General features: G+C 59.1%; 11 protein-coding genes and 1 pseudogene. 11 read left to right on the top strand and 1 reads right to left on the bottom strand.

Features of this window, described 5'->3' with window-relative positions; genetic code table 11:
- The first annotated feature begins 27 nt into the window (after nt 1-27).
- The 11 genes and pseudogenes from WBR25_RS09780 to WBR25_RS09730 all read left to right on the top strand — a co-directional run bounded on the left by WBR25_RS09780 (nt 28) and on the right by WBR25_RS09730 (nt 12,290).
- Nucleotides 28-978, top strand: a complete 951-nt coding sequence (locus tag WBR25_RS09780; protein ID WP_199428218.1) for an AAA family ATPase — start codon at nt 28-30, stop codon at nt 976-978.
- A complete protein-coding gene (locus WBR25_RS09775; RefSeq protein WP_479749764.1) occupies nt 969-1,871 on the top strand; it encodes a DUF58 domain-containing protein in 903 nt (300 codons plus the stop codon). The genes WBR25_RS09780 and WBR25_RS09775 overlap by 10 nt, the downstream gene beginning before the upstream one ends.
- Nucleotides 1,856-2,395, top strand: a complete 540-nt coding sequence (locus WBR25_RS09770) for a DUF4381 family protein (RefSeq protein ID WP_479749763.1) — start codon at nt 1,856-1,858, stop codon at nt 2,393-2,395. Before WBR25_RS09775 ends, WBR25_RS09770 begins: the two co-directional genes overlap by 16 nt.
- Nucleotides 2,392-3,384, top strand: coding sequence for a VWA domain-containing protein (locus WBR25_RS09765; protein WP_479749762.1), 993 nt, complete (start codon nt 2,392-2,394; stop codon nt 3,382-3,384). Before WBR25_RS09770 ends, WBR25_RS09765 begins: the two co-directional genes overlap by 4 nt.
- The gene (locus WBR25_RS09760; RefSeq protein WP_479749761.1) at nt 3,375-4,826 is read left to right on the top strand and encodes a VWA domain-containing protein; all 1,452 of its coding nucleotides are present in this window, start codon (nt 3,375-3,377) and stop codon (nt 4,824-4,826) included. Before WBR25_RS09765 ends, WBR25_RS09760 begins: the two co-directional genes overlap by 10 nt.
- Nucleotides 4,827-4,846: 20 nt before the next feature.
- A pseudogene (locus WBR25_RS09755) lies at nt 4,847-6,357 on the top strand (BatD family protein).
- A 13-nt stretch (nt 6,358-6,370) separates the two neighbouring features.
- Nucleotides 6,371-6,970, top strand: coding sequence for a sigma-70 family RNA polymerase sigma factor (locus WBR25_RS09750; protein ID WP_005333245.1), 600 nt, complete (start codon nt 6,371-6,373; stop codon nt 6,968-6,970).
- Nucleotides 6,963-7,742, top strand: coding sequence for a DUF3379 domain-containing protein (locus WBR25_RS09745; protein WP_479749760.1), 780 nt, complete (start codon nt 6,963-6,965; stop codon nt 7,740-7,742). The genes WBR25_RS09750 and WBR25_RS09745 overlap by 8 nt, the downstream gene beginning before the upstream one ends.
- 402 nt (nt 7,743-8,144) lie before the next feature.
- Complete coding sequence (locus tag WBR25_RS09740) at nt 8,145-9,431, top strand: outer membrane protein transport protein (RefSeq protein ID WP_005360328.1); 1,287 nt, start codon at nt 8,145-8,147, stop codon at nt 9,429-9,431.
- 251 nt (nt 9,432-9,682) lie between these two features.
- Nucleotides 9,683-10,951 (top strand): OmpP1/FadL family transporter, encoded by a 1,269-nt coding sequence (locus WBR25_RS09735; RefSeq protein ID WP_479749759.1) that lies wholly within the window; start codon nt 9,683-9,685, stop codon nt 10,949-10,951.
- 115 nt (nt 10,952-11,066) lie between these two features.
- The gene (locus WBR25_RS09730) at nt 11,067-12,290 is read left to right on the top strand and encodes an EAL and HDOD domain-containing protein (RefSeq protein WP_005333249.1); all 1,224 of its coding nucleotides are present in this window, start codon (nt 11,067-11,069) and stop codon (nt 12,288-12,290) included.
- On the opposite strand, the gene WBR25_RS09725 is transcribed toward WBR25_RS09730, so the two are convergent.
- Nucleotides 12,287-13,462 (bottom strand): thiolase family protein, encoded by a 1,176-nt coding sequence (locus WBR25_RS09725; RefSeq protein WP_342402364.1) that lies wholly within the window; start codon nt 13,460-13,462, stop codon nt 12,287-12,289. The genes WBR25_RS09730 and WBR25_RS09725 overlap by 4 nt on opposite strands.
- Nucleotides 13,463-13,509 lie beyond the last annotated feature (47 nt).

The raw sequence follows: 13,509 nt of genomic DNA, 5'->3' as shown, positions 1-13,509 counted from the left end.
CTTCCATAAAAACAACGGGTTTATCGCATGGCAGCGGCGGAGTTCAGAGCGCTTAGGGACTATCTTGGCAGTCAGATCCTGGGGCAGGAGGAGCTAATTGAAGGGCTCCTGATTGCCCTGTTATGTGAAGGACATGTGTTAATCGAAGGGGCTCCCGGGCTGGCCAAAACCCGCGCCGTCAAGGCGCTCGCTGGCGCCGTCGAAGGGCGCTTTGCCCGTATCCAGTTCACCCCCGACCTGCTTCCCGCCGATCTCACCGGCAGCGAGGTGTTTCATCCGCAGGATGCCAGTTTTGTATTCCAACCGGGCCCCCTCTTCAACCATCTGGTGCTGGCGGACGAGATCAACCGGGCGCCGGCCAAGGTGCAATCAGCGCTGCTGGAGGCCATGGCCGAACACCAGATCACCGTGGGCAAAAAGAGCTGGCGGCTGCCACCTCTCTTTATGGTGGCCGCCACCCAGAACCCTATCGAGCAGGAAGGAACCTATACCCTGCCGGAGGCACAACTCGACCGCTTTCTGCTCAAGCTGATGGTGGATTACCCGAGCCCTACGATGGAGCTCGCCATCCTGCAGCTCAATGCCAGCGGGGAACAGCTCGGCGCGGCGCCGGTGACCCTGAGCCAGACCACCTTGCAACGTGCTCGCAGCGAAGTGCTGGCGGTCACCATGCAAAGCAGACTGGAGCACTATCTGGTGGAGCTGGTCTGCGCCACTCGCCCGGGCAGTGGTCTTTGCCCAGCCCTTGAGCCATTGATTGCCGTGGGGGCCAGCCCTCGGGCTACGCTGGGGCTGGCTCGCTCCGCCCGCGCCCGAGCCTGGCTTGCCGGACGAGATTATGTGCTGCCGGAAGATATCCAGCTGCAAGCCTATCCGGTGTTGCGCCACCGCCTTATTCCCAGCTATCAGGCACTGGCCGACAATCTGGATAACGATATCCTGATCGCCCAACTGCTGGATCAGGTGCCATGCCCCTAGATCCCAGTCTGCATCCCGATATCGCCCTGTCGCTGCCACGGTTGCTCAATATCCGGCTCTGGGCCAAGGCCAGGAAGCCACCTCACGCAGGCAGAAGCAGCAGCGAACGCGGCAAACCGGGCCGCTCTCCCGGACTCACGTTTCGCGAGCTGCGCGCCTATCAGGCTGGTGACGAGGTACGCCATATCGACTGGCGAGTGACGGCGCGCCTCGGTCGTCCCTATACCCGCCTCTATAGCGAGGAGCTCGATCAGGCGCACTGGCTGCTGCTCGATCTCTCTCCCGCTATGTATTTCGGCTCCACACGGCAGCTCAAGGCGCGTCTGGGGTGCGAGCTGGCAGCAGCCCTGATCTGGCAAGGGGAGAAGCAGCACAACACCCTGATCTGCCACGGGCTTACCCCCCATCACCAGAACCAGCGCGGCAGCGTGCTGCCTCTGCTTGAATCCCTCTGCCATCACTACCAGCAAGGGCTGGCACGTCGGCCCCTTTCTCACTCGCTAGCCGACACCTTGTCTGGCGTGGAGTTGCCTCACGGAGCCAAGCTGACGATCATCACCGATCACAGACCCTGCGAGTCGGCGCTCTGTAAGCAATTGCAGCTGCTCTCCCGGCGCCACGATATTCACTATTGGCAGATCCGCGACCCCCTCGAGGCCGCCCTTCCCTCTGACGGCCAGCTGCCAGTGGCTATCGATCGGCCAGGGCAGCACTATCAGGGCTGGCTGGATGGGCGCCATGCCGGTTTCTCCCGCCGCTACCAGCAAGCTGCCGAACAGCAACTGACCCACGGCAAGCAGCAGTTGCTGCCGCTGGTGCAGCGCCTCTATCTGCTCGATAACAGCCAGACGCTGCAACAGCAGTGGCAGGAGGGGTTATGTCATCAGGGATGATCTCCCCCGCCACACTCGACAGCGCCAGTCCCGCCTCCGACGCCATCACTCCGCCGCTGGCCGCCCTGATGCGAGACATCCACCCGGGGCCGGATCTGATTGAACAGAGTCTTGCTCCCAGAGTGCAGGCGCTATTGTGGCTCCTGATCGCCGGTTTTCTTCTGCTGCTGCTCGTCCTGATTGCCAAGAGGGTGATACGTTACCGCCGCTGGTGTCATCAGCTGGAGGGAGATCCGGCACTGCTGGTGGCACGCATACAGGAGGCCCTGCGTCATGAAGCATTGCAACGCTGGCCCGAGGCGCGCCAGCTTCAGGGAGAGGCGTGGCTCGCCTTCGTCGATCGTCACGGTGGCAGCGATTTTAGCCAGTTCTCGTCTCACTGGAGCAGTTGGCTCTATGGCAGCCAGAACCCGACTCGCGAGCAGTGCGAACAGCTTCAGCAACATTATCGCCGTTGGGGTCAAACCCTCTTCTTCCAGCTCGCCCCCCGCTCGAGGCGTAAAACCGCGCGGAGGCATCCATGATCCTGGCCTGGCCTTGGTTTGCGCTGGCGCTGGTGCTGCCCTTGCTGGTGCGCTTCGGCTTGCCGCCCCTGCGCCGCGGCTATCTGGCTCACCCCGGGTTTGCGCTGCTGCGTCCTCAGGCCGGATTACCGCTCTGGCGCGCCATGCTGCTCTGGTGCGCCCTTATCCTCGCCCTCTGCCGCCCCCAGTGGTGGGGAGAACCGGTTATTCAATATGAAGGGAGTCGGGATCTGCTGCTGGCGGTGGATCTGTCAGACAGCATGCGCACCCCTGATATGCTCGATAACGGCGAGCAGCAAGCACGGCTAACGGCGGTGCGCCAGCAGATCAAGACGCTGATCGCCAAACGGGCCGGAGACAGGGTGGGCCTCATTGTCTTTGCCGATCACGCCTACCTGCTCTCTCCCCTCACTCAGGAGATCCCGGCGCTGTTGACCTTGAGCGACGAGCTTGATTTTGATCTGGTCGGCCGCACCACCGCCCTTGGTGAGGCCATTTTGCTGGCACGCCAGCATGGAGACCCAGGTCGCCCCACCGCCCTGCTACTGGTGACCGATGGCCGCAACACTGCAGGCAATGCCGACCCGCAGCAGGAGGCCAAACTCGCCGCAGCGCAGGGAATACGGATCTACACGCTGGGGGTCGGGGCCGATCCCGATACCTTTATCCAACCCTACGATGAGGCGGGCAGCGGTCAGGCCGATCCCAGCAGCGAACTGGACGAGCCACTCCTGAAAGAGCTGGCACAGACAGGTCAGGGGCGTTACTTTCGGGCACGCACCCAAAGCGATCTCGATGCCATCAACGCGACTCTCAATGCCCTTGAACCTGCCCCCATGCCGATTGCCCAGTACCAGTCGGTGATCGAGCTCTACCCCTGGCCGTTGGCACTGCTTTGTGGCTTGCTGCTTCTGCCATCAGGGCACGGCAGGCTGGAGTTTCGCATGGTGCGTAGCTGGCTGACACGAGGTGCACGCAGATGGAGCTGATCTTGCTCCGCCCCCTGTGGCTGATCGCACTCATCCCCTGGCTCTGGCAAGGGTGGCACCGTCGTCGCCGGCCCCCGCTGCTCGCACCAGCGATGCAGGCTTATCTGCTACCAGCATCCCGTCCTCAGCGCCCCTGGCTCTGGCTGGCAACCCTGCCCGTGATTTTGGCCCTGAGTGGACCGGCACTGCGCGGTGAGCTGCAACAGCAGCCTGCAGCACCGCTCGATATCTGGCTACTGGACTTGTCACGCTCGATGACCGCCACCGACCTCAAACCGGATCGGGCAACCCGGGTCAGATGGCAATTACAGCAGCTGCTGAGCCGCGCCAAGGGCGATCGCATTGCGCTGATCCTCTACGCAGGCGACGCCTATCTCGCCATGCCGCCAACCCGGGATCATCAGGCCCTTTCACTGCTGCTGCCCGACTTGCGCCCCGATATCATGCCGCTGCAGGGCAGCAACCCGACACGGGCTGTGGAACTTGCCATGAAGCAGCTGGCCCCTGGAGAACAAGCGCGTCTGCTGCTGATCACCGATGACCTCACTACGAACCAGATGGAACAAATTAGCGCCTTGTGGCCTTGCCAGCAGCGCCTTCTTTGCCGCGATAACCCGTCGGCTCGACTCGATATTCTGCTCGCCAGCAGCGGTCAACCGGCCCCCATGCCCGCGATCCCAGCCAATGAACTGGGGTTTGCCACCCGGGTGCCAGCACAGTTGCCCGTTCCCGATAGCCAGGCGATTGCCGCACTGGCCAATCGCCTCGGCGGTGAGCTACAGTGGCTTGGCAGCGAAGCGCCACGCTTTGCACCGCTGCCCACAACAACCTCGGCCCTCACCCCGGCGCCACTGGATCTTGGCCCCTGGCTGCTGATCCCGTTATTACCATTGGCCTTGTTGGCCAGAGTCGGCGCTCGGTTGATGATGGCGCTGATGGTGGGAGCTCAGCTGCTTGCGCCACAAGATCTGCAAGCAACAGAGAGGGGGGATCTGCAAGCGATGCAGGCTTATCAAGAGGGGGATTTTCAGCGGGCTGCCCATACCTTCAACGATCCAGTCTGGCGCGGCAACGCCTGGTATCGGGCCGGAGCCTACCGGCAAGCCATCGCAGCCTATCAGGAAGCGACGAGCGCCACCGCCCACTACAACCGCGGCAATGCCCTGCTGCAACTGGGGGAGTTTGCGGCCGCCAAAGAGGCCTATCTGGCCGCTCTGGCGCTTGAACCCGGCCATGAAGATGCGCTCTATAACCTCTCTCTGTTGCAAGGCGGTGCGGCCGCTGCACCCGATAGCAACAGCAGCAAGCAGCCCGAACCATCCGCTGAACAGCAGGCAGCAGCCAAGCCCTTGCCACCCTCTCCCCCGGTGTTGCTGCTGGAGCAGCGACTGCGCAAAGAGGCGCTGCGCCGGGACCTTATCAAGGTGGAGGAGCCCTGGTGACACGGGCAGGATGGGGGCTGTTGCTCGCACTTGCGAGTCCACTTTGCTGGGCTTTGCCCCCTCGGGCAGAGCTGCTGCCGGGGGCCGACCCCAGCGATTGGCTGCTGATCATCGAAGCGGATGGCGAGCGCCAGAGCAGCGAACTGGAGATCACCCCCTACTGCGCCAGTTTGCAGTGGGCAGAGTGACCATGAGCCGGGTCACGACCCCGGTACAGCAACTGACTCGCTGGCAGATCCCGCTGCACCAGAGCGACTCACCTGCTAATACAAAGGTGGTGATTGCCCCGCTCAAGCTGGGAAATGAGTCTACCCCCTCGCTCACCCTGCCATTGAGAGAGGTGAAAACAGCGGCGCTGCCGCAACCCGCAGCCCCCTCGCCCCTCGAGATGCAGGCCAGCCTTGAGCATCAGGGCCCGCTCTATCCCGGCCAGCCGGTGATCTACCGGCTGACACTGTGGCTACCTACCAGCATGCAAAACCCGGCCCTGAGCGAGCTCAGCTCTGCCCACTTCACCATCCGTCGCCTCGGAAGCGACGAGTGGATCGCACCCGCTCAGGCAGGTCTGCCCGGCAGGCTCACCCGCAGCTGGCTTATTCAGGCAAAAGCGCCGGGACTCTGGTACCTCGACTCACCCCGCTTGCAGGGGCAGCTCACGCAGCAAGGGAGCAAGCCGCAAAAACTCTCGGCCCGCGCGGCACCACTCGAGGTTCGGGTCGACAAAGCCCCCGCCACGCCGGTGGCCACCCGGCTGACCCTGAGCCAGCGTCTTGAACCGGCCACCACGGGGGAAGTGGGTGAACCGCTGATCCGGATCCTCACCCTAACCATGGAGAATGGTGACAGCGGCCAGATACAGCTTGCCCCCCTGATGGCCCATCAACTGCCAAGCGGCATACAGGCACATCCCGATGGCGAGCAACAGCAGGAGCGTTACCGAGATGGCAAGCTGCTGTTTGAGCGGCAGTGGCGCCAGACTCTGGTTGCGGAGCAGAGCGGTGACTACCAGCTGCCCCCCATTGATCTGCCCTGGTTTAATACCCAAAGCGGCCGGATTGAGCAGGCCAACCTCCCTGCCATCACGCTGACGTTTCAGGCAACGACAAATCGGCAACCTGATCAGCAGACATCGCAGGTGGCACTGCGAGAGAGCCTTTGGTGGGTCGTGCTGGCCATAACGCTGCGTGCGCTATGGCGCCACTGGCCCCGCTGGCGCGCCTTCTATCAACTGCAACGTGCCCTTGCCCGACACCAGCCGGATGCTAGTCGCAAGGCACTGATCCGATGGGCGACCTTGCGCTGGCAGGTCTCCTATTATCAATTAGGCCAGTTGCCCGACGCTGGGCATAATCGGCTCGGCAACGCACTCGCCGCACTCGAGCGAGCCTGTTTTGCACGACCCTCTTCTGGCCCGCCCATCGAGTGGTGCGCTCTGGCGCGTACCCTCAGGGCTGATGAAACGGACGGTATTGCGTACCTGATTTACCTGCTGGCCCACGGGAGTTCCCGCTCCCGCCGCTACGCGCCCTGACAAGGATTGCCCTATGGCACTGCTGTTTTTTAGAAAAAAACGTGCTCAGCAGCATATTGGTGGAAATGATCCGGCCACTTCGCCGGTCTCTGATCCCATGGCTGACAAACAAACCAAATTTGAAGCACTGGTTCATGCACTGCATGGCGATCTCTACCGGTATGCCTACTGGCTGACCCGGGATCCCAACGTAGCGGAAGATCTGGTGCAAGAGACCTTCCTGCGTGCCTGGAAGGCTATCGACACCCTGCAGGATGACAAGGCGGCCAAAGGGTGGCTGATCACCATCCTCAGACGGGAGAACGCCCGCCGCTTTGAACGCAAACAGCTGGAGCTGGTGGATCTCGACGATCACCCTCAGCCCCAGCACGATGCGCTGCACAGCGAACAGGAAATGGAGAACGAGTGGTTGCACCGTCACATCGCCCGGTTGCCCGAGGAGTACCAGGAGCCACTGCTGCTGCAAGTCGTGGGAGGATTCAGTGGTGAGGAGATTGCCGAGATGCTCGGCCTCAACAAGAACACCGTCATGACTCGACTGTTCCGCGCCCGCAACCAGATCAAGGAGGCGATGGAGCAGAAGAACCAAGCAAGAGGACACGGACATGGATGAACTCGAATTTCGCCGCAACGCCATGATCCAGCCCCACGATCAACTGCCGGATTTTCTCAAAACAGCTGAAGCCAGCCAGGCCAATCGGAACTATCTCGACGAGATGAAGCAGTTCGACAGAAGCCTCAAGCGCTCCATGCAGGTAGAGGTTCCCGCCGGACTGGCCGAACGAATCCTGCTCAGGCAAGCCATGCTGCAAGACAGTGACGCGCAAGATGAGATGCCGCCATCCCGACCCCTTGGCACGGCGCCGGTCAAGCTCCGGACATCAACATCCTGGCGCCAGATCGCCCTGGCTGCATCGGTCGCCTTCCTGCTGGGAATGAGCACCCGCTGGATCACGCTGCCAGAAACGGCTCCTGCGGCCCTCTCCCTCGCACAGGTGGCGATGGCTCATGTCTATGGCGAAGAACCCTTTATTGAAGGTGTCGATGAGCAGGTCAATCTGCATAACATCAATGCCAAGATGGAGAAGTATGGCGCCACCTTAAGCGGGATGGATGGGCTCAAGGTGACCTATGTCAATCACTGCTCGTTTTATCAGGGACCAGCCTTGCACATGGTGATCCAGGGAAAGATGGGGCCAGTCACTCTCTTTTTAGTGCCCAAACATGTGCCATTAACCCTGCAACAGGCCACCTTTGAAGATGGCACCCTCAAAGGGGAGATTGTCCAGCTCAAAGGCGCCAATATGGTACTGATTGGCGAGATGAGAGAGCCACTTGCCCCCGTTGCCAACGCCCTGCAGTCACGTCTGCAGTGGGACATTTAACATCGCCGGTTAACAACCTCCGAACCATCCTCAATAGCAGGCTGCGGTCACGAGCCGCAGCCTGTTCCCTCCCTGTTTACTCCCCTTTGTCACTCATTTGCCTCAAGATTTCGAAAAATTGACAAAATTATTTTTGTGACGGAGATCGGCAATCCAGGTCAATATTCCGCCTTTAGCCCCTGAGAATGATGAATTAAACAGCAAGTTAAAACAAATGATTAACACATCGATCACTTTTATGTATTCTGCTGTCACTGGTCTGATTTCTTACCTCCTACCAGATCCATAGAATCACGCCAGAATTGATTGGGAAGAAGCTGAAATAAAAACGGATTTTGTCGAGGTTTGCATTGAACGTGCAGCCAATATCGGCAAAAAAATCTGCCTACAAGAGAGAACACCATGACGACAACTATTTTCAAAAAGAGCCTGATTGCCGCCACCATCGCGCTGGCCACCGGTCAAGTCCATGCTGCGGCATTCCAGTTGAACGAGCACTCGGCCTCCGGTTTGGGTCGCGCCTATGCCGGTGAAGCGGCTATCGCCGACAACGCCTCCGTTCTGGCCCGTAACCCGGCCGCCATGACCACCTTCGACAAGATGGCAGTTTCTGTCTCCGGCACCTACATCAAACCGGATGTGGATGTAGATGGTGCTGTTTACGCTGGCGCGAACAAAATGGCGCCAGCCAGCGAAAGTGGCATTGCTCCGGCAGCCTTCGTTCCCGCCTCCTACTTTATTCAGCCGCTGAATGACCAGTGGGCCTGGGGTATTGGCATCTTCTCCAACTACGGTCTCTCCACCGAATACTCCAAAACCTTCCCGGCTGGTGCCGGTGCAGGTGATACCGAGTTGATGACCTTCAATATCAACCCGAACATTGCCTATCGTGTCAACGAACACTTCAGTGTCGGTGCTGGTATCAACGCCGTTTACGGTGCCGCCGAACTCAACCGCTATGCCGGTCTGCTGGGCCCGCTGAACCCACCTAGCCAAGGTGGCCCGCTGCCGACAGATACTCGTCTGGCTCACCTGAAAGGCGACACCTGGGGCTTTGGCTGGAACGTTGGTACCCTGTATGAAGTCAATGAAAACCATCGCTTTGCACTGACCTACCGTTCACAAGTCGATATGAGCTTTGATGGTGATTTCCAAGGCGCAAGCTCACTGAATCGCACCGTGGATGGCAACCTGAAACTGGATCTGCCTGCACAAGCCGAGTTCGCCGGTTACCATCGCCTGAGCCCACAGTTTGCTGTTCATTACTCTGTAAACTGGACTGACTGGAGCGCCTTCCAGGAGCTGAAAGCAACCAGCAGCCAATGTGCTGGCGGCGTATGTCTGCAAAAAGATGAGAAGTTTAAAGACTCTACTCGTTACTCCATCGGCGGTACCTGGTATATCAACCCGGCCTGGGAAGCTCGCATGGGCTTTGCCTATGACAACACCCCGATCGAAGCTGACTACCGCAGCCTGAGCATTCCCGACTCAGACCGTATCTGGTACAGCGCCGGTGCCACCTACCATATCAACACCGATATGAGCGTTGACTTTGGTATGGCTTATCTGGACGGTAAAGAAGTTGACGTCAACGAAGGTCTGCGTAGCCACTCCGACAGCCTGCGTTGGAAAGGAACTTCCCACGGCAACGCCTTCCTGGCCTCAGCCCAGTTCAACATGAAGTTCTGATTATTGATAGAATGGAGAGAGCGCCGCCAGGCGCTCTTTTTTATCCGCAAAAGCCATTTCAGCGCACACATGTAGCACACACCTGTTTATTTTTCTTTTCTAATCAATCTATTAGATTGCATCATCCCAGCATTTAATCTTGTTTTATCCAGATACTGGCCATTACCGTTGCCTTACTGGTCATACCATATAAAATCCTGCCTCCATTCATATGACCGATTGAACCTTCGGGTAACAGCAAGGATTTTGCCATGCATCCCATCATCAAACCGTCCGCCATCGCCCTGCTGGTGATCGCGGGTCAGACTCATGCCGCCGGGTTCCAGCTGGCTGAACAGTCCGCTACAGGCCTGGGACGCGCCTTTGCCGGTGAGGCAGCCATCGCGGATAACGCCAGTGTACTCTCCCGCAATGCAGCAGCCATGACCCGCTTCGATCAGATGGCGCTCTCTGGCGGAGTCATCTATGTCAGTCCTGACGTCAATATTGAAGGCAACACCCGCTTGCCGACCAAAGCCGGTATCGTCACCTCCGATGCCAGTGCACACGATATCGCCGCCGCAGCCTGGGTACCCAACGCCTATCTGATCATTCCACTCAATGAGCAGTGGCGACTAGGCTTCTCGGCAACCTCTTACTACGGCCTTGGCGTCAAGATGCCGGATAACTACAGCGCGGGACACTTTGGCAATGTCTCCGATATCAAGACCATGGATCTGGGTACCTCACTCGCCTATCGCATCAATGAGATGTGGTCAATTGGTGCCGGGATCTCTGCTATTCAGGGCGAAGGCGAAGTCGGTGGCACCTTCCCTTCTCGCAACCTGATCGCAAAACATTTGCAAGGGGATGGCTGGGCATGGGGCTGGAATGTCGGCACCTTGCTGAAGTTGTCCGAACAAACCCGAATTGGCCTCTCCTACCGTCACGATGTCACTTTGACCCTCTCGGGAGATGCTATCGTGGGCCGACCCAATGCAGATGGCTCCGTTACCGAGATCAGAGATACCGGCAGTCTGGATCTGCCGTTGCCAGCGACGGCAGAGTTGGCGGCATTCCATCAGCTGACTGACAAGCTGGCTATCCACGGCAGCCTGAATTGGACCAACTGGAGCAAATTCGTTCAGTTGGAAGCTGATCTCAACAATTTGCAGAACATGCACATCAAGGATGAGCACTGGGAAGATAGCTGGCGCTACGCCATCGGTATGACCTATCAGGTCACTCCCAAGTGGCAACTGCGCTCCGGTGTGGCCTATGACGCCAGCCCTGTGCCAGCCGATCGTCGTACCATTTCCATCCCAGATGCCGATCGGCTCTGGTACAGCCTGGGAATGGGGTATCAGTTCACGCCCAACCTGACCGTGGATCTGGGGCTGACCCTGATCGATGGCAAAAAGGTGGATGTCACTGAAAAAATGGAGCTGCAACCGGGTAATCCGATGACGACCTCCACCTTCCAAGGCACTTCCGAAGGGGATGCCTGGCTGGCTGGTGCACAATTGAGCTATCTCTTCTAAATTCCTTCCCTGCAAAGAACGCTATGCCAATTATTGCCTTACTCAATAAGGTGAACACTGGCATAGTGTTCTGCAACACCATAAAATCAACCCAGTACCTTTACTGGAGCAAGGCATGTATTCCTACGTAGCAAGACAGCCGATCCTCGACAGAGACCTCAAAACTCATGCCTATGAGCTGCTCTTTCGCGATAGTCTGAATAATGTCTTCCCGAGCATCTCCTCCCAGCAGGCGACGTCACGCCTGGTGGTCGAACAGTTCCTCCAACAAAATATCGATCAGCTGTTGGGCGGCCGCCCCTGCTTTATCAACTTCCCCCACTCACTGCTGCTGGAGGGATTGGCAGAGTGCCTGCCGCCCGAAAAAGTGGTGATTGAGATCCTGGAAGATTCCCCACCGGATGATGCCCTGCTGGAAAAGGTGAAACAGCTGCACAAGCTGGGATATCAACTTGCACTCGATGACTTCACCATGTCGCCGGATTGGGAGCGCTTCCTCCCCTTTATCCACATCATCAAGTTTGATCTTCGTGCCACCCCCCTGATGCAGATCAAGGTGTTTATCCAGCGGCATCAGACGCTGGGGCTCACCTATCTGGCGGAAAAAGTAGAGGACAAGGCGGAGTTCGAGCGGGTCAAACAGCTGGGGATCCAGCTGTTCCAGGGCTTTTTCTTCAGCAGACCCGAGATGGTCAAGCAAGCCACCATGGAGCCAGCGCAAGTCGTGGTGATGCAGTTGCTCAACGTGGTCAACGAGGCAGAGCCTGATATCAACAAGATTGAGCAGCTGCTCGGTCAGGATATCTCCCTCTCTCTCAAGCTGCTGCGCTATGTCAACCATCTCAAAGGTCACACCAACCCTATTTCGTCATTTCGCCAGGCTGCCATCTATCTGGGCAACACCCAGTTAAAGCGCTTTGTTTCGCTGGTAGCCGCGACCAGCGCCGGCAAGGGCAAGAGCGCCGAGCTCTACCAGATGTCGATGATCCGTGCCCGATTCTGTGAACTGCTGGCCCACGCCCACGCTCCGAGCCAGCAGGCACAACAAGCCTTTATCACCGGTCTCTTCTCCCTGCTGGATGTACTGATGGAGCAGCCGATGGACAAACTGCTCGGCACTATCCCTCTTATCGACGATATTCGGCTGGCGCTGCTGGAGCGCAAAGGCAATCTCGGTTTCTACCTCGCGTTTTGTGAAGATTACGAGAGCGCCAACTGGTCGCGGGTAACGGCCAGAACAGCCCGCCTGGGGCTGAGCGAGGATAAGGTGAGTCACCTCTATCTGGCCGCCACCACCTGGGTCACGGAACAACTGCTGGCGATGGAAGCCACCAATTAATTCGTCTCGTCATTCACCTCGACCGCGATAGCGGTCGCCTCCCCGCCCCCGATACAGAGCGCGGCCACGCCTCGCCGCAAACCCCGTTGCCGCAGCGCGGCGATCAGCGTCACCAGAATGCGCGCGCCACTCGCCCCCAACGGATGACCGAGTGCACAGGCCCCACCATGCACATTGACCTTGTGATGAGGGATGCCGACCCCACTCATGGCCAGCATGGTGACCATGGCGAAGGCCTCGTTGATCTCGAATAGATCCACCTCTTCCACCGACCATGCAAGACGCGCCAGCAAGCGTGAAATGGCGCCAATGGGCGCAGAGGTAAACTCGGCGGGCAATGCTGCATGGCTCTGATAACCGACGATCCGTGCCAGCACTGGTACCTGCCAGGCTTGCGCCGTGGCGCCATCCATCAATATCAGCGCCGCCGCACCGTCCGAGATAGAGCTCGAATTTGCTGCCGTAATGGTGCCCTCCTTGCCAAACGCTGGCTTCAGGATAGGGATCTTCTCCGGTCTGCCCTTGCCGGGCTGCTCGTCTTCGGCCAGCCACAAGCGCTCACCGCGATAGACGCTTGTCAGTTCGGACACAAACGCACCGGCTTGCTGCGCATCGCGGGCACGCTGCAACGACGCAAGAGCAAACTCATCCATGGCACTGCGGGTCAAACCGGCCAGATCGGCGCTGCGCTGGGCATGCACCCCCATCAGCTGGCCATCATAGGCATCTTGCAAACCGTCGAGGAATAGGTGGTCCAGCACCTTTTGATGCCCCATCCGAAAGCCGCTGCGGGCATTATCCAGCAGATAGGGGGCACGGCTCATACTCTCCATCCCCCCCGCGACCACTACCCTGTTGTCACCAAGGCGGATGGTATCCGCCGCCAGCATCACTGCTTTCATGCCGGATCCGCACACCTTGTTGACCGTGGTAGCAGGCACACTATCTGGCAACCCTGCTTTCAACAACGCCTGCCGGGCTGGCGCTTGCCCCACGCCCGCCGCCAGCACATTGCCCATAAACACTTCATCGACCTGCTCCGGACTCAGCCCACTTTGCTGTAGTGCCGCCTCAATGGCATAGGCACCCAACTCAGGCGCAGTTACCTCTGCCAATGCCCCCTGAAACGCCCCCATCGGAGTCCGTTTTGCCGCCACAATTGCAATATCCATTTGCCTGCCTCTGTTTGTTACATGGCCATAACATAGAGGTTGTGACG

Source organism: Aeromonas sp. MTB, from assembly GCF_056632455.1.
This window is presented reverse-complemented; position numbering and strand designations above follow the sequence as displayed.